Raw genomic sequence first — 15,550 nt, forward strand, 5'->3', positions numbered from 1 at the left:
AGCCCGGAAGCCCGGAAGCCCGGAAGCCCGGAAGCCCGGAAGCCCGGAAGCCCGGAAGCCCGGAAGCCCGGAAGCCCGGTGACGTCGTGGCTGAGCGCGCGGACCGCTGGTCCACGGTCCCGGTCCGCCGCCGCGTGCTGGGCGTCGTCCGCACGCTGACCGCGCTGGACCGGTTGCAGGACGTCTTCGCCGTGCTCGCCGACGACTTCCGGGTGGAGGCGCGGTTCGCGGTCGCCGAGGGCTCGGAGTTCGGCGCGGACCTGCGCGGTTTCCTGGACGCGGCGGGGATGCGCTCGCTGCCGTGGGAGTCCGCGACGCGGGAGCACGTCGACCTGGCGGTGTCGCCGAGCAGCAACGGCGCCCTGCACGAGCTGGACGTCCCGGTGGTGACGCTGCCGCACGGCGCGGGCTACCACAAGCTGCGCCCGACGGATTCCGGTGTGGCGGCGGACATCTCCGGGCTGTCCGCCGAGCAGTTGCTCCACAGTGGACGCGTCGTGCCGTCGGTCCTGGCGCTGTCGCACCGGAACCAGCTGGAGCTGCTGCGCGAGTCGTGCCCGCCCGCGGCTGAACGCGCCGCGGTGGTGGGCGATCCGTGCTTCGCCCGGTTGCGCGCGAGCCTGCCGATGCGGGAGCGGTACCGCGCCGAGCTGGGCGTCGGCGACCGGCGGTTGGTGCTGGTGAGTTCCACGTGGGGACCGGGTTCGCTGTTCGCGCGCCACCCGGAGCTGGCGGCCGAGCTGACGACGGCGCACCCGGACGCGCAGGTGGCGCTCGTGCTGCACCCGAACGTCTGGGCGAGGCACAGCGCCTGGCAGCTGGGCCGGTGGACCCGCGCGGCCCGGCGGGCGGGTCTGCTGCTGGTGCCGCCGCACCGGGGTTGGCGGGCGGTGCTGGTCGCCGCGGACGTGGTGGTGGCGGACCACGGTTCGCTGGCGCTGTACGCGGCGGCGTTGGGAAAACCCCTGCTGCTAGCCGGTTTCGGCGCCGACGAGCTGGCCCCGGGTACGCCGATCGCGGAACTGGGCGCGCGGGCGCGGCACCTGTCGTCGGCGTCCGAGGTGGCGGCGGCGGAACCGGTCCCGGAGCACGAACTCCTGGCTGCGCGGGCGTTCCTGCCTCCGGTCGAGGCGGTGTCGCGGCTCCGCGCGGTGCTCTACGCCCAGCTGGGGCTGCCGGAACCCGCGTTCCCCGCGGTTCCCGAACCGGTGGACCCGTTCGTCCCGCTCCCGGACTAGTCCAGCAGCGCGCGCAGCCGGGCGGCGTCCGGGTGGCCCGCGGTCTCCAGCAGCTCCGCGGCTTCGGCCAGGGCCGCGCGTGCCGCGGCTTCGTTCCCGTCGTGCCGCGCGGATTCCGCGAGCAGTTCGAGCGGTTCGACGAGGTCGTGGCCACCGCCGCGGGCGCGGATGGCCGCCTCCGCGGCGCGGAGCTCCTCGACGGCCGCGGCGTGGCGGCCGAGGGCCTGGTGCGCGCGGGCGGCCACCACGCGGATGCGGTCCGGGGTGCGCCGGTCGTTCGGGAAGTCCCGGAGCCGGTGCCGCGCCGCGGCCAGCACCTCCAGCGCCGCGGCCGGTTCACCGCGCCCGACGAGCGCCCGCGCCAGCAGGTATTCCTGCAGCGCGGCGGCGCGGGGTTTGCCGAGTTCCAGGTTGATCTCCCTGGACCGCCCGAGGAGTTCCAGCGCCGCATCCCAGTCGCCGAGCGCGGTCCGCACCTTGCCGAGGAACTCCAGCGCGGAGGCGAGGACCCGCCGGTGCCCGGCCCGCTCGGCGAGCTCCCGCGCCCGCTCCCCGGATTCCAGCGCCGCGTCGAACTCGCGCAGCTCCAGCAGCAGCTGCGTGCGCAGGGTCCGCAGCCGCGATTCGGCGACCAGGTCACCGCACCGCTGCGCCGAGCCGATGCCCAGGTCCAGCGCGGGAACCACGTCCGCGTAGTGCTTGTGCTGCTGGTGCACCGTCCACAGCGGACCGTCGCAGAGCGAGATGACCGCGCGGTCCCAGCCCTGCTCGTGCGCGGCGGCCAGCACGTGCACGAGGTTCACCCGCTCCCGGTCCAGCCATTCCCGCGCGGTGCCGTCGGTGAACGGGTTCGGCCCGGTGAGCAGCGCGTCGTCCTGCCCGACCCGCAGCCGCTGCGGCTCCAGCACCGCGCGGTCCGCGTGGGCGCCGCGCACCCGGTACCAGTCCACGAGCCGCCGCAGCGCGCCGTCGTCCGCGGCGTGCAGCCGTTCGGCGTGCAGCCGGACCAGGTCGTGAAACCGGTATTCGTCCTGGTCGGTGCGCTCCAGCAGGTTCGCCTCGTGCAGTTCGGCGAGCAGGTCCTCGGCGTCGTCGGTGGAGAGCTCCGCGAGCGCCGCGACGGCGTCGGCGGCGAACGTCGGCCCCGGGACGTGCCCGAGCAGCCGGTGCAGCGCGCGCTGCTCGGTGGGGAGTTCGGCGAGGACCTCGTCGAAGTGCCGCAGCACCACCGGCACGCCGTCCTCGACGAACTTCTCCAGCCGCCCGTCGCCTTCCAGGTGGGCCACGATCCGCGCCAGCTTCCGCGTCGGCCACTTCGCCAGCCACCCCGCGGTGATCCGGATCGCGATCGGCAACCCGCCGCACAGCTCCACGATCCGCCGTGCCTGCTCCGGTTCCGCGTCCACCCGAGCGCCCGCGCCGGTGCGCAGCAACGCCACCCCCGGCTCGGCGTCGAGCCGCCGCAACCCGAGCGGCACCACGCCGTCCACGGCGAGCTCGGGCCGCTGCCGCCACGCGATGAGCACCAGCAGCCCGCCCGGCGAGGACGGCACCAGCGGCAGGAAGTCCCGCGGATTCGCGACGTCGTCCAGCACCAGGGCCACGTCGTGCTCCCTGGTGAAGCTGCGGAACAGCCCTTCGGCCGCGTCGGCGGAGGCGGGCACGTCGAGCCCGAACGCGTGCAGGCAGTGCGAGATCACGTCCAGCTTCGTGGCGTCCCGATCACGCAGGTCCAGGTAGATCCGGTGCCGGAACCGCAGCGGCGACTCGTGCATCCACTGCCGCACCAACGCCGTCTTGCCGGAGCCGCGCGGGCCGCTGACCAGCACGCAGGCCGGGTATTCCCCGCTGCGCGCCACCGCGGCGTCCAGCTCGGCGCGCTCGGCCTCCCGGTCCACGAAACCGGCCTGCCCCGGCTGCAGCTCCTCGGCGCGCAACGCCACCGGAACCCGCTGGTGGAAGTGCACCTGCCCGATCGACCCGGCCTGGACGAGCTGCTCGACATCGCCGCGGTTCTCGTTGCCCATCCCACTCCCCCGGACCGCACCGGCCCAGACCGCACCGGCAGCGCCGGTATCGCTTTCCAGTGACGATCTCCTCACCATACGCGACCGCCACGCCCCGCAGATCCCGTTCCGGCCCGGCCCTGCTGTCCCCCGCCGCACCTCGGCCGGTACCCTTCGACCGTCGACACGTCGACCACGCCCCCGTAGCTCAGGGGATAGAGCACGGCTCTCCTAAAGCCGGTGTCGCAGGTTCGAATCCTGCCGGGGGCGCTCTGATCAACTACCCGTTGACCTGCGCCGGAAGTCCACAGCGATGATCTTTCCGTCCGATGAGGACGGTTCCGGATGGAGCAGATATGGAGCAACTTCTTCCGTACCTGCTCCGGTAAGCGCTTCGGCGACCGCAGCCCACCGTCCCGGATGCGCCTCGGCGAGCTGCGCCACGGCGGCCCGGATCGCATCCTCAGACAGCCCAGTGGGCGCCGTGCTCGGGTCGAGAATCCCCCGCACTCGTCCCCACTGCGTTTCTGCGAGATGCGCGTAGCGCTGCGTCGTCTCGATCGAAGCGTGCCCGAGCAAGGCCGATACGGTCTCGATCCCCGCACCCTCCTGGATCAGCCAGGATGCGTAGGTGTGCCGCATGTCGTGAGGCGTCGCCCCCTCGATACCGGCAGCTACAACCGCCTGATCCCACAGTCGTCGTCGCACGTTTCCGTAGTTCAACGGTGTACCGGCCCGGCTAGGAAACAGGAGGGCGCCGCGACACCGTGTGCCGTCGCGATGCACTGCGCGACACGGGAGTGCCGGATGATCCTGCATCCACTTGTCAAGCTCGGCGGCCAGTTCAGCAGTAATGGGGATTCCTCGCCGCTTCTTTCCTTTCGGATATGGCTTAATCTCGCCGTTGTCTTTGTCGTAGACCTCCTGGACGATAATGCGCTGATGCCGAATGCTTACGCGCGCGCGATGGATTCCAGCAATTTCACCCCATCGCAATCCAGTCCCTACTCCGAACCGGATGATCATTTTCAGCAGATCGCCGCGCGAGCTCTCGATCAATCGGTCTACCTCTTCGCGCTCCATGAAGTATTCATCGTCAGCGCCAGGCTTTTCCAAGGCGACACCGACACAAGGCGATGCATCTATTCTTTGTGCAACCACAGCCCCTTTCATGCTTGAGGAAAAAACGTTAAAAATCTTCATCACAGTACGCGGAGCAAGCAGACGAGACTCCTTCTCGCCAGTCTCAGCGCGAACGCCTATCGTCTCTTTTTTGAGATCTTTTACCCACTCCAAGACCGCGTCTCGGTCGATATTCTCAAGTGGAACTCCTTCCCAATGGGGCATTAGGTATTGTCGTATCACCGACTCGTTGCGCTTGCGAGTGGACGGCTCAATTGCGCGTCCCGCCATCCATTCATCACACCACTTCCCCCAGTGGATTTTCCCCGCCCGCGCCCCGGTTGAGCCCGCTCGCCGAATACTTGCCTCTTTCGCAGCAGCGGCCCGCTTTGCTTCAGCTTGACTCGAATAGGTACCCGGCAGGTAGCGTTGCCCACCACGCCTGTCCCGATACGCGGCACGAAATCGCCCGCTCGGTAGTTTTTCGGACCATCCCATTTCGCAATGCTCCTCTTTTCGGTTGTGCAAAAAATGCGCCCGTCGATCAGTCGGGCGCAGATCTAGCGTGCCCGTCAGTCGTGCACGCCCCCGGGGCGCCCGATGCGGCTCGCCGCTTCGTTACCCGCGTCGACGAGCGCCCGGCCGATGCGGACTGCTTCGTCCGGGTCCATCTCGACTGGATCTTGGTTGTACGGCCCGGCGACGATGTAGCCGTCGCCGATGGCGATGCGGAGGTGATCACCGGTCCGCGAGAGCGGTCCGTCGATGATGACGCGTTCAGCGGAGAGTGATCTTTTTCCCGGCTCGCCGGGTCCATCCGTGTGCACTGTTCCTCCCAGTGGCGTAACTCTGGGTCCATTGTGCACAGCGCAAGCACACCGTCAGCCCTGCATTGATGAGCCAATCGGGTGATTTACGAACGTCTTTCGGGCTTGTTACGGGAAGACATTTCGCCTTGGTCACACTAAGTGATCATGTTGTGGAGTCAAGGGAAACGCCGAGTCGTCGCGCGACCTGTCGCGCGATCTCAGCGTCGGGCAGGTCGTCGGCCGCCGAGACCTCGGGGCGCGCCTGCGCTTCCTCGGCCGTGAGCTGCCCGCCCTCGACGAGGACAGCAAGCAGCGGCACCCCGAGCGTGTTCGCCAGGGTTCGCGCGTTATCGATGGCAGGCGCGGACTGGCCGGCCATGTAGCGGCTGATCACCGAAGGGCCTAGGCCGCTCTCGCGGGCTAGGTCCGCCTGAGTCCAGCCGCGCCGGTCGAGCTGCGAGGCGAGCCATCGACCGAAGGGTGGGGGATCTTGTGGCTCAACGCGGGGAGTCGTTGCCATGAGCGTGATCATACTTGCTTCCACGCAAGGGACAAGCTCGCCCGGCACCGGTGGATGAAACTCCCACTGTTGCATGAGTGCAACAGGTCCAATCGAGCGACGTTCCCCTGAACTGCTGATACATAGCGTTACCCAAAGGTGACTTGCAAGGCCGTCAACACCACCATTAGCGTTCCATCCGTGGGAGATATTCCCACCTACGGAAGGAACGGCCTCGATGCCCCGAACTCTCGCGCTCCGTTACGCCGAGCTGCACGACCGTCAGCGCGCGGCCCGTCTCTCGGATCACGCACTCGCCGCCCGCATGGGCGTGTCCCCATCGACGGTGTCCCGCGTGCTCAGCGGTCGCACCGCGCCCGGCCCGGCCGTGATCGCCGGGCTGATCGATGTGTTCGGCCCGCGTGCCCTGGCCGACCTGGTCGCGGTCGTCGACTGCGACCGGTCCCGGCCCCGCCATCAGGCCGCCGCATGACCGCGCCCGCCTGGCTCACCGCCGTTCAGGCCGCCGAGCACGCAGCCCGCCACGTCGTCACCGTCCGCCGCGCCCTGGAGTCCGGCGAGCTTCACGGGCACCAAGCCCGCCGCGGCGGGCCGTGGCGCCTCCGCCCGGCCGCTGTCGACGCCTGGATCACCGGCACCGACGGCCGCCACGCCTGCGGTTGCTCCGCGGTGTCCCCACTTCGGCGCCGCATCGCATGACCGCAACGAAAAACCCCCGCCGCCACGAGGGCGACGGGGGCACACAGACCGACAGCCTCCCACCACGGAGACCGCCAGTGACTACAACGTACCCGCTTCCCCCGTCGCCTCTGCTCGCCGACCCGGACGTGATCACCGAGGAGACCGACGAACCGCCGTTCGGGCAATGCACCTGGTGCCAGATCGAGAACACGCCGTGCGTGCTGGTCGTCGAGTGGCTGCCCCGCCCCGACGTCATGTCCGACGGCTGGTCCGCGTCCTGCCTGGCCTGCGTCGAGTCACCGCTCAGGTGGGCGCTCGACGACGCCCTAACCGGTTCCACCGTCCGCGCCACCCTCCACACCGGGAGCCCCACCCCATGACCCGCACTCGATCCGCCGCCGAGTACGTCGGCACCTTCCCAACCGGCTCGGACGCCTGGCACGACGTTCGCCGGAACGGGCTCGGCGGGTCGGAGATCGCCGCCGTCCTCGGCCTGTCCCCGTACGAGTCCCGGTTCAGCCTGTGGCACCGCAAGCGCGGCGAAGCCGCACCGCAGCCGGACAACGACGAGATGCGCGCCGGGCGCTACCTCGAACCGGCGGTGGTCGCGATGTTCACCGACCGGCACCCGGAGTACCGCGTTCGCCGCGCCGGAACCTTCCGCAGCCGGGCGCGCACCTGGCAGATCGCCAACCCGGACCGGATCATCACCGGCCCGGACGGCCGCGAAGTCCTGGAGATCAAGACCGCCCGCAGCTCGGACGGGTGGGGCGAGCCCGGCACCGACGAGATCCCGGTCTACTACCGCGCCCAGGTGCTCTGGTACCTCGACGTGCTCGGCCTGTCGTGTGCTCGCGTCGCCGTGCTGATCGGCGGGGTGGACTACCGCGAGTACGTCGTGACCTGGAACGCCGATGAGGTCGAGATCCTGCGGCAGGCGGGCGCGGAGTTCATGCGCACCGTCGAGCAGGGTGAGCGCCCGTCGATCGACGAGCACGGCGAGACCTACCAGGTGATCCGCGAGTGGCACCCGGACATCGACGACCGCGAGGTCGAGATCACCGCGGAGCAGGCCGCCGACTACCGAGCCGCCGTCGCCGCCCACAAGGCCGCCGAAGACGCCAAGCGCAAGGCCGCCGCGCAGCTCGCGGACGTCATGGGCACCGCCCGCCGCGCGAAGTGCGGCACCGAGTCGATCGCCATCCGCAAGGCCGCACGCAAGGGCGCGCTCCCGAGCGTCACCGCTTCCCCCGTTAAGACCCCGAGCCGAATCGAGGCCGCAGCATGACCGCACAGACCATCGGGACCGCCGTCGCTCGCCAGGACGACAAGCCGACCCCGTCGAAGCTGATCGGCAACAACCGCGCCGAACTCGCTCAGGTGATGCCCTCGCACATGCGGGCCGACACGTGGGTGCGCATCGCGCAGGGCACCGTCCGCCGTGACCCGAAGCTGTTGGAAGCGGCGAACGCCTCCCCCGCCTCGCTCATGGTCGCGCTGATGGAGTCCGCCCGGCTCGGCCTGGAACCGGGGACTGAGCAGTTCTACCTGACCCCGCGCCGGGTCAAGGGACGCCCGGAAGTCCTCGGCATCGTCGGCTATCAAGGCCTGATCGAGCTGATGTACCGGTCCGGTGCGGTCGCGTCGGTCGTGGTCGAAGTGGTCCGCGACAAGGACGCCTTCAGGTGGGCGCCGGGCCGCATGACGAAGCCCGAGCACGACGCCGATTGGTTCGGTGGCGTCGAGACCCGCGGAGCGTTGAAAGGCGTCTACGCGTACGCGGAGATGACCAACGGCTCTACGTCCAAGGTGGTCGTGCTCGGCCGCGATCACGTCGCGAAGGCCAAGGAATCCGCCCAGGGCGCGGATTCGGCCTACTCGCCGTGGAAGACGAACGAAGAGGCCATGTGGTTGAAGACGGCCGCGCGCCGCCTGTCGAAGTGGGTTCCCACTTCGACCGAGGATCGACGCATCGTGCAGGGCACCGCCGAACGCGCCGACCGGCCCAGCCTCACCGCCGCCGATGTCGAGCCGGACCCGCTCGACATCACCGGCGCGGTCGAAGTCGACGACGACGCGATCGACGGCGAGGTCGTCGAGGACGGGGGCCAGCAGTGAACAGCGCCCTGCGCACCATCGACAGCGTCCCGGTCATCACCGATGAGCCCACGCTCGCGCCGATGCGGGACAAGGCCGGGAAGCCGATCTTCTGGCAACAGACTCGGACGCTGTGCCTTGCCGACGGCCGCACCGTCTACGGCTGCGCGCATTGCGAGTACACCAGCGAAAACGTGCTGAGCATTCGGCCGCACCTCAACGTGCACAAGGCTCGCCCCACGACACCGACGGGGGATGACGACCCGGTCGCCGCCCTGGTGGCCCGGCTCGCCGAGTACGACCGGGTGGCCGCCGAACGGGACGAGTGGAAGCGCCGGGCGAAGGCAGCCGAGCGCGACCTTCGAGCGATCCGGAAGGCCATCGGCGGGGTGCAGTCATGACCGCCGCACAGCTCGCGCTCGGCTTCGCCGACCGGCACCAGGGGCAGACCGCCGCGCTCGCGGCGGCCACCGCCGGACACCGCGACTACCGCGCCCGGTGTGAGGACGCGCTCGCCGAACTGGTCGCCCGCCGCGCCCCGTTCACCGCCGAAGACGTCCGCCGGTTGGCAGGCGAAGAAGACGGCGCCGGGTGCAACGTCCTGCCGAGCGTGATCGGCGTCGCCGCGCACCCGGCCGCGCCGGACCGCATCGCGATCGTGGCCACCGCGAACCAGTACCGCAGCGCCCGCCGAACCCGACGCGCGAGCCGCAACCGGGTGTGGATCGCGCGCAGCGCGGCGGAGGTCGAGCCGTGATCACCACCGAGCGATGCAGCCACGGCCCGAAGGTCCGCTACCCGACGCGCGACGAAGCCGAAACCGCCCTTCTCGACTGCCGCATCGGGGCCGCCTTGCGCGGCAACCAGCGGCGCCGCGAGGCGCGGACGTACCGCTGCCACAACTGCCGCGGCTGGCACCTGTCCAGCTCCACCTACTGATCCCCACGCGGGGCGCGTCCACACCGGACGCGCCCCGCCCGTCCGACAGGACCCCCATGCACAACCCGACAACGCCGACGATGCAGCGGTACGCGGCATCGCTGGCCACCATCGCCGCCCGCCTGGTCGGCGCCGTCCACGACGACGGACCCGACGAACGCGACCGCGTACTCACCGATGCCCGCGCGCTGCCTGCGCCTCCCGGTGTCGACCCGGCCGCCGCGCTCGCCGTGACCCTGGCCGCGATGGTCGACCCGACCCGCACCGCGGGCGAACTACTCGCCTGGTGCGCCGCGCTCGACGGCGGCGCCGCCGACCTGCACCCCGCACCGGTTCCGCTCGCCCGGCCCGCCCTGGTTGAGCACTGCCTCGCCGGGCGACTCCCCATCCACGCGCTCGCCGAGCACGAAGCCCGCCGGGTGATCCGAATCGAAGTCGACCGGGGCCGCACCGACGCCGAGATCGCCGACCGGCACCACGCCGCAGACCCGACCCGGCTCCGCCACTGGTTGACCGTCGCGCGTCGCGCCGCGGCTGTGGAGGCCGCCGCGTGAGCTGGTTCTACGTGGACGACCGCTTGCACGACCACCCGAAGGCACGCAAGGCCGGTACCGCCGCGCTCGGGTTATGGGCGCTGTGCGGTGCCTGGTGCGCCGACTACCTCACCGACGGGTGGGTGCCCGCCGAGGTCGCCCGCCGCTACGGCACCGCCCGACAGGCCGAGAAGTTGTGCGCCGCAGGGCTGTGGACGGCCGTCGAGCGTGACGGGGAGAAGGGTTACCAGTTCCACGAGTGGAGCGCCTACCAGAAGACCCGCGCGCAGGTCGAAACCGAGCGCGAGCGCACCCGCGAGCGGGTCGCCAAGCACCGCGCGAAGGCGGCCGGCCGGAGCGGTTCCGGCACGGTTTCGGGCGAAAAGCGGAGCGAAACCGAACACGAATCGCAAGCGAATCGCCTCGAAAAAAATCCGCGATCAGAGAAAGAACAGCAGGTCAACGAACCATGTAACGGCGTTAGTACGCCTGCCCCTCCCCTCCCCACCCCTGTACTTCCTAAAGGAAGTACAGCAGCAGCGCGCGGGCACGGGCGCACGCGAGGCACAACGACGCTCGCCGAGCTGTCCGCGTCGGCGGTGACGCCGACCGCCCGCGCCGTCGTCGACGCCTGGCGGCTCGACCACACCGACGCCACCCGGTACCGGCCGCAGGTGATCCGGGCACTGTCCAAAGTGGCCGACGGGCTGCTTCGCGACGGGGCCGAGCCCACGCTCATCCGGGCCGCCCTCGACCAGTGGGACGCCCGCGCCGACGTCCACAGCCCGAACGCCCTCACGTGGCTCTACGACGACGCGGTGAAGCGCTCCCGCGCCACCACCACCGGCGCACCGGCCACCCGCGCCGACAAGGTCGCCGGATGGCTCGACTTCGACGAGTCGACCCCCGCCCCGCGTTCGGCGCGCGGCGACAAGGTCGCCGGATGGCTCGATCCCGACCTCGGCCAGCAGCCCCCGACCCTCACCGCGCTACCCGGAGGTGCCGCGTGAACCGCCACGACGTGCAAACGATCCTCGGCGCCGCCGCCGCCATCGACCCGACCATCCCCGCCCCCTCCGCCGTCGTGCTCGACATGTGGGTCGCGATGCTCGACGACATCCCCGCCGACCACGGACGCGCCGCCGTCCGGGACTACTACCGCAGCCCCACCTACCGGGAGACCCGGCGCACCATCACCCCGGCCGACGTCGTCGGCCACTACCGCGACCCCCGCAAGGCCGCCGCCGAACGCCGCCATCACGAAGCGCTCGCCGAACAGCGCGCCGCCATCGCCGCCGCCCCGGCACCCGTCGTGTCCCTCGCCGAACGGTACGCCCGGCTGCATGCCGAGCGCACCGGTGAAGACCCAGACGTCGCCGAGGCCGACGCCGCCGCACGCCGCGTCCACCTCGCCGTCCCGTGCCCGCACTGCAAGGCCCGCCCGTGGGTGCGCTGCACCGGCTACAACGGCCACCCCATGACCCGCCACCCCTCACACCCGAGCCGCATCGAAGCAGCCCAGAGCGTTTCTCACGCCTGAATATTCCCACCCGCGGGACGGAATTGTTTGCGTGCAAGCAATGCGCTAGGCTCGGCCGCACACAGACCGACCACCACCACCTGAACAACTGGAGATCGAATGCACCGGCAGAACATCGGCGCCGCCGTGCGCCACCTCGACAGCGACCAGCCCCTCACCGGCGCCCACCGCGGCGCCCTATCCGAACTGCTGCTCACCCTCGACCGGGCACGGCACACCGGCACCATCCCCGTATCGGTCGCGCTCACCCTCGACCGCGTCGTGCCCGTCCTCGCCGAACCGCCGGCCACCACGCCGGCCATCCCCGCCGCGACCGACCTCACCGACGACGAACGCGACGCCCGCCGCGGCCTCGGCGAGCGAGTGCGCACCGCGGCACCGAACATCCGCACCGCCGTCCCCGGACAGCTCGGCAGCTCCCTCGCCGTCGCACTCCCCATCATCGGCAACCTGGTCGCCGACCACCCCGGCCCGCTCGGGCTGCTGCCCTACCACCTCGGCCGCATCGCGCACGAACTCGAACAGCAGCCCGCGGAGGTGACCAAGTGACGCTGCACCCCGCTGTCGAGCCCGTCGTGATCCCCCTGCACGGAACCCCATGCGCCATCTGCACCCGGCCCGCCCACGGCGTCACCGCCACCGGCCGAGTCATTCACGAAGTCCGCACCGCGCCGTGCATCGGCCTGCCCCCGCTGGTGGTGACCCGATGACCACCATCGCCCGCGACATCACCGACCACTGGCGCGACGACGTCGCCATCGAGCGCGCGCTCACCGGCCGGGACGTCGGACGACCGCTCACCATCGCCGAACGCCGCGCCCTGTTCGTCGCCATGCACCGCCGCGGCGACCCCGGCGCACAAATCGCCGCGGCGCTCGGGCTCAACGGGCCGACCTACCGGCAATGGAAGAACGAACTCGCGCCATAGGCACCCCGCGGGGCTTCGGCCCCGCACCAGCGCGCATAGCTCAACAGGCAGAGCCCCCGCTCGCGAGGGAAGGTTCCGGGTTCAAATCCCGGTGCGCGCACGCCCACACATCGCCGCCACGCCGCCGACCGGACGCGACCGGCTCCGCGCGCACACGAGAGGAACCCACCGATGACCGACACCCCCGTCACCGTTCTGCATCGCGAGCCCCACGGCCTGACGTTCCACCAGACCGCGCCCCTCCGCCGCGCCGGGTACGTCACCATCGAGCAGATCGCCGACCTCGTCGAAGCGCACTACGAGAACCCCGACGAATCCGCGCTCGCCGAGATCACCGGCATGGGCACCGCCCGCGTCGCAGCCGTGTGCGACGCGATCGACCGATGGACCGCTACCGGCCGGACCAGCGAGTGACCGCCGCCCGCCCGCGCTCCCGCTGCTCCGCACGAGCGGCGGGCTCCCGCTTCGAACGTTCGATCGCCGACTACCTCTCCGAGCACGTCGACGACCGGATCGACCGGCGGGTCAAGACCGGCGCCGCCGATCGCGGCGACCTCGGCGGCATCCGCCTGTCCCCCGCGCTTCGTGGCGGCCGGGTCGTCGCCGAGCTGAAGAACACCGCCCGCCCGCAGCTCGCCGGATGGGCCGCCGAAGCCGAGATCGAGCGTGGCAACGACGACGCCGTCGCCGCCCTGATCGTCCACAAGAGACACGGGGTGAGTGACCCCGGCCAGCAGTGGGTGACCTGCACCGTCGCCGACCTGGTCGCGCTGCTCACCGGGCAACGCCCCGCGACCACGGAGGACCACGCACGATGACCGATCACGCCGTGCCCTGCACCATCCGCGGATGCCGCAACCCTGCGGACCTGTCGCCCTGGTGCTGCTCGGCCTGCGCCGAAACCATGCGCCGCCAGCTGCGGGAGATCGAGGACTACGCGGCCGTTCTCACCGCCGAGCCCGGACGCGGCGGCACCGGCGGAACTCGCCGAGCATCCGGCTTCGGGTCGCGCCCGCCCGCCCGGCTCGACGTCATCGCCGCGATGGACCCCCGCACGGTCTCCCACGCCCTCGGCGACGACGACACCGACGGCGACGTGCGCTCCATCCTCGGCGGACTCGATCAGCTCGCCCGCTGGGTCGTCGAAGAGACCGGCGACGTCCGCGCCACCCACCGGCCCACCGTCACCACCGAAACCCGCTACCTGCGCGGTCGCATCGCATGGTGCGCCGGACGGCAGTGGATCGACGAACTCGCCGACGACCTCCACGAGCTGCACGCCACCGCCCGGCGCCTCGCAGGCGACGCACCGCCGCGGCCGCTCGCGCCCTGCCCCGACTGCGCCGGGCCGCTGTGGCCGGTCGGCGACACCGACACCATCGCCGTCCGGTGCGGCGACTGCGGCGCCACCTACGACGGGCTCGCCCTGCTCAACCTCGGACAGCAGCTCGACACCACGAAGGGGGCCGCATGACCGCGAAGCTCCGCATCATGGCCGACGACCCAGCCGAGCTCGACGCCATCCAAGCCGCCATCGCTGCGAGCGGGCTCGAAGTCGCGGGCAGAGACCGCGACTACCCGAACAGGTCCGGCTTCGGCGTCCGCCGCTACCTCGAAGTGCACGTGCCGGACCGCATCCGCGCGACGGCGACTCGTACCGACCGGAGCAAGATCGGACGAAACACGCCGGCGCTCGAAGGCCGGAAGAGGGGGACGCAGTGAGCCGCCCGCCGATCGTCCGCTTCGCCGACGGCCGCGCCCTGGTGGACCGCGCCAGCCTCGCCCGGCTCACCGGCCGCTCGGTGAACACCATCCGCGGCACCTGCCCCGTCGCCGACCGCGACCGGACGGGCCGACCGCTCTACGACGCCCAGCAGTGCGCGGTGATCCTGGCCACGAAACCCCAGCGCAAGCAACATCCGAAGTTGACACCGGCGGCCGCCGCCGCTTAGATCACCTTTCAGCGGGCACCGCTGTGCCCAGAACCCCCGAGCCGAACCGGCCGGGGGTTTCTTGCGTCCGAGGCAGGCACGAGGCCGCACGCGCACACCACACACCGAACCGACGTGGCGACGGACCTTTGCCTGCCACCTGCGCAATCCCGACCGCAGCTGTCGCGTGAAAACGTAAACGCGGTAGCCTCGTCCGCAAGTCAAGTGATGAATTTCGATCTTGACGACCCGACGGAACGGCAGCCGGACCGCACGCAATGAGGTGGGCCCCTCAGTGCGCCGTCCGACCGCCGCCCCGTCCTTGGAGTGCGGTGCTGGTCAGTACGGCAACGTCGTGCTGGCCAGCGCCAGCCCGTGAACCAGGCTCGCGATCACGTAGACCACGATCCGCACCGTCTTGTGCCACTCATCGCAGCAACAACCATGCTGGAACACGTGCGTTCACCCCCTTCCCGTACTCGGTCCGGGCAGGTGATCGGAAGCGTAGCGCTTGATCGAACAGCAGTGATCAGCACCCCCTTTCACCTGCAATGATGCCTCCATTTGTTGACAGCTCGTCGCCATCAATTGACGACCCGTTGCCATTTGTTGACGGCGGACCATCGTCTTCAGCTCTACACCCTGCGGCATCCTCCGTTGACCATCTGCTAGCGCAACCTGTGATGCACCGGCGCTTCGAACCACGGAGTGATCCGCGGGAGGTGTTCCGATGGCCGCCCGCCCGATCACCGACGCCGAGCGCGACCGCGTGCGCGCTCTGCACCGCAAGGCAGCGACGCGGAACGCCATCGCGAAGGACCTCGGCCGCTCCCCGTCGACCGTGTCGAAGATCGCCGCCGATCTCGGTCTGAGCTTCGACCGGTCCCGGACCGCCGCCGCCACCGAAGCCAAGACCCGCGACAACCGCGCCCGTCGGGCCGACATCGTCGCCCGCCTCTACGGCCGCGCTGAACACGTCCTCGATCGGCTCGACTCGCCGGAGTACCGGTTCACGGCGACCACCGTGCAGGGCATCGAAACCGCGAACCTCGACCACGTGCCCGCTCAGGACGAACGGCACCTCTCCGGGGGGGGGGGGGGGGGGCGGGGGCGGGGGGCCCCCCCGGGGCCCGGGGGGGGGGGGGGGGGGCGCCGCCCGCCCCCCCCCCCGGGGGGAACTGGTTGGATTACATAACCAAACCCCCC

General features: G+C 70.8%; 23 protein-coding genes and 2 tRNA genes. 21 read left to right on the plus strand and 4 right to left on the minus strand.

The features are described 5' to 3' along the window. The first annotated feature begins 86 nt into the window (after nucleotides 1-86). On the plus strand, nucleotides 87-1,238 hold the full coding sequence (locus tag LCD35_RS23390; protein WP_224961111.1) for a hypothetical protein: 1,152 nt from the start codon (nucleotides 87-89) through the stop codon (nucleotides 1,236-1,238). Here the strand turns inward: LCD35_RS23390 and LCD35_RS23395 are convergent. Further along, nucleotides 1,235-3,265, minus strand: coding sequence for an AAA family ATPase (locus LCD35_RS23395; RefSeq protein WP_224961113.1), 2,031 nt, complete (start codon nucleotides 3,263-3,265; stop codon nucleotides 1,235-1,237). The genes LCD35_RS23390 and LCD35_RS23395 overlap by 4 nt on opposite strands. 176 nt (nucleotides 3,266-3,441) lie before the next feature. Between LCD35_RS23395 and LCD35_RS23400 the strand changes: the two genes are divergently transcribed. Further along, nucleotides 3,442-3,514, plus strand: a tRNA-Arg gene (locus LCD35_RS23400). A gap of 6 nt (nucleotides 3,515-3,520) precedes the next feature. Here the strand turns inward: LCD35_RS23400 and LCD35_RS23405 are convergent. The 3 genes from LCD35_RS23405 to LCD35_RS23415 form a co-directional block, all read right to left on the minus strand. Then, on the minus strand, nucleotides 3,521-4,864 hold the full coding sequence (locus LCD35_RS23405) for a site-specific integrase (protein WP_225044851.1): 1,344 nt from the start codon (nucleotides 4,862-4,864) through the stop codon (nucleotides 3,521-3,523). 74 nt (nucleotides 4,865-4,938) lie between these two features. After that, nucleotides 4,939-5,193: a hypothetical protein gene (locus tag LCD35_RS23410; RefSeq protein ID WP_225044852.1), complete on the minus strand. Its 255-nt coding sequence runs from the start codon at nucleotides 5,191-5,193 to the stop codon at nucleotides 4,939-4,941. A gap of 145 nt (nucleotides 5,194-5,338) precedes the next feature. Further along, on the minus strand, nucleotides 5,339-5,707 hold the full coding sequence (locus LCD35_RS23415; protein ID WP_225044853.1) for a helix-turn-helix transcriptional regulator: 369 nt from the start codon (nucleotides 5,705-5,707) through the stop codon (nucleotides 5,339-5,341). A gap of 205 nt (nucleotides 5,708-5,912) precedes the next feature. Here LCD35_RS23415 and LCD35_RS23420 point away from each other — a divergent pair, with 205 nt between their 5' ends. The 19 genes from LCD35_RS23420 (at nucleotide 5,913) to LCD35_RS23510 (ending at nucleotide 14,365) form a co-directional block, all read left to right on the plus strand. Beyond that, complete coding sequence (locus LCD35_RS23420) at nucleotides 5,913-6,167, plus strand: helix-turn-helix transcriptional regulator (protein WP_225044854.1); 255 nt, start codon at nucleotides 5,913-5,915, stop codon at nucleotides 6,165-6,167. Then, entirely contained in the window at nucleotides 6,164-6,394 is a 231-nt protein-coding gene (locus LCD35_RS23425; protein ID WP_225044855.1) for a helix-turn-helix domain-containing protein, read from the plus strand. The genes LCD35_RS23420 and LCD35_RS23425 overlap by 4 nt, the downstream gene beginning before the upstream one ends. A gap of 77 nt (nucleotides 6,395-6,471) precedes the next feature. Beyond that, entirely contained in the window at nucleotides 6,472-6,756 is a 285-nt protein-coding gene (locus LCD35_RS23430) for a hypothetical protein (protein WP_225044856.1), read from the plus strand. After that, the gene (locus LCD35_RS23435) at nucleotides 6,753-7,664 is read left to right on the plus strand and encodes a YqaJ viral recombinase family protein (protein ID WP_225044857.1); all 912 of its coding nucleotides are present in this window, start codon (nucleotides 6,753-6,755) and stop codon (nucleotides 7,662-7,664) included. The genes LCD35_RS23430 and LCD35_RS23435 overlap by 4 nt, the downstream gene beginning before the upstream one ends. Next, nucleotides 7,661-8,494: a recombinase RecT gene (locus tag LCD35_RS23440; protein WP_225044858.1), complete on the plus strand. Its 834-nt coding sequence runs from the start codon at nucleotides 7,661-7,663 to the stop codon at nucleotides 8,492-8,494. The genes LCD35_RS23435 and LCD35_RS23440 overlap by 4 nt, the downstream gene beginning before the upstream one ends. Continuing rightward, nucleotides 8,491-8,874 (plus strand): hypothetical protein, encoded by a 384-nt coding sequence (locus LCD35_RS23445; protein WP_225044859.1) that lies wholly within the window; start codon nucleotides 8,491-8,493, stop codon nucleotides 8,872-8,874. Before LCD35_RS23440 ends, LCD35_RS23445 begins: the two co-directional genes overlap by 4 nt. Then, on the plus strand, nucleotides 8,871-9,230 hold the full coding sequence (locus LCD35_RS23450; RefSeq protein WP_225044860.1) for a hypothetical protein: 360 nt from the start codon (nucleotides 8,871-8,873) through the stop codon (nucleotides 9,228-9,230). Before LCD35_RS23445 ends, LCD35_RS23450 begins: the two co-directional genes overlap by 4 nt. Further along, nucleotides 9,227-9,412, plus strand: a complete 186-nt coding sequence (locus tag LCD35_RS23455; protein ID WP_225044861.1) for a hypothetical protein — start codon at nucleotides 9,227-9,229, stop codon at nucleotides 9,410-9,412. The genes LCD35_RS23450 and LCD35_RS23455 overlap by 4 nt, the downstream gene beginning before the upstream one ends. Before the next feature lie 56 nt (nucleotides 9,413-9,468). After that, the gene (locus tag LCD35_RS23460; RefSeq protein ID WP_225044862.1) at nucleotides 9,469-9,966 is read left to right on the plus strand and encodes a hypothetical protein; all 498 of its coding nucleotides are present in this window, start codon (nucleotides 9,469-9,471) and stop codon (nucleotides 9,964-9,966) included. After that, nucleotides 9,963-10,955 carry a hypothetical protein gene (locus LCD35_RS23465; RefSeq protein ID WP_225044863.1) on the plus strand — a complete coding sequence of 331 codons (993 nt, stop codon included), beginning with the start codon at nucleotides 9,963-9,965 and terminating at the stop codon, nucleotides 10,953-10,955. Before LCD35_RS23460 ends, LCD35_RS23465 begins: the two co-directional genes overlap by 4 nt. Further along, entirely contained in the window at nucleotides 10,952-11,485 is a 534-nt protein-coding gene (locus LCD35_RS23470; RefSeq protein WP_225044864.1) for a hypothetical protein, read from the plus strand. Before LCD35_RS23465 ends, LCD35_RS23470 begins: the two co-directional genes overlap by 4 nt. 99 nt (nucleotides 11,486-11,584) lie before the next feature. Then, the gene (locus tag LCD35_RS23475) at nucleotides 11,585-12,034 is read left to right on the plus strand and encodes a hypothetical protein (RefSeq protein ID WP_225044865.1); all 450 of its coding nucleotides are present in this window, start codon (nucleotides 11,585-11,587) and stop codon (nucleotides 12,032-12,034) included. Nucleotides 12,035-12,191: 157 nt separating this feature from the next. Further along, entirely contained in the window at nucleotides 12,192-12,413 is a 222-nt protein-coding gene (locus LCD35_RS23480; RefSeq protein ID WP_225044866.1) for a helix-turn-helix domain-containing protein, read from the plus strand. A 29-nt stretch (nucleotides 12,414-12,442) separates the two neighbouring features. Continuing rightward, nucleotides 12,443-12,513, plus strand: a tRNA-OTHER gene (locus LCD35_RS23485). A 71-nt stretch (nucleotides 12,514-12,584) separates the two neighbouring features. After that, nucleotides 12,585-12,827 carry a hypothetical protein gene (locus LCD35_RS23490; protein ID WP_225044867.1) on the plus strand — a complete coding sequence of 81 codons (243 nt, stop codon included), beginning with the start codon at nucleotides 12,585-12,587 and terminating at the stop codon, nucleotides 12,825-12,827. Further along, a complete protein-coding gene (locus LCD35_RS23495) occupies nucleotides 12,824-13,231 on the plus strand; it encodes a hypothetical protein (protein ID WP_225044868.1) in 408 nt (135 codons plus the stop codon). Before LCD35_RS23490 ends, LCD35_RS23495 begins: the two co-directional genes overlap by 4 nt. Then, nucleotides 13,228-13,887 (plus strand): hypothetical protein, encoded by a 660-nt coding sequence (locus LCD35_RS23500; protein ID WP_225044869.1) that lies wholly within the window; start codon nucleotides 13,228-13,230, stop codon nucleotides 13,885-13,887. The genes LCD35_RS23495 and LCD35_RS23500 overlap by 4 nt, the downstream gene beginning before the upstream one ends. Continuing rightward, on the plus strand, nucleotides 13,884-14,135 hold the full coding sequence (locus tag LCD35_RS23505; protein WP_225044870.1) for a hypothetical protein: 252 nt from the start codon (nucleotides 13,884-13,886) through the stop codon (nucleotides 14,133-14,135). The genes LCD35_RS23500 and LCD35_RS23505 overlap by 4 nt, the downstream gene beginning before the upstream one ends. Next, a complete protein-coding gene (locus LCD35_RS23510; protein WP_225044872.1) occupies nucleotides 14,132-14,365 on the plus strand; it encodes a hypothetical protein in 234 nt (77 codons plus the stop codon). The genes LCD35_RS23505 and LCD35_RS23510 overlap by 4 nt, the downstream gene beginning before the upstream one ends. Nucleotides 14,366-15,550 lie beyond the last annotated feature (1,185 nt).

This window comes from Saccharopolyspora sp. 6V, from assembly GCF_020176785.1.
Lineage (GTDB): Bacteria > Actinomycetota > Actinomycetes > Mycobacteriales > Pseudonocardiaceae > Saccharopolyspora_C > Saccharopolyspora_C gregorii.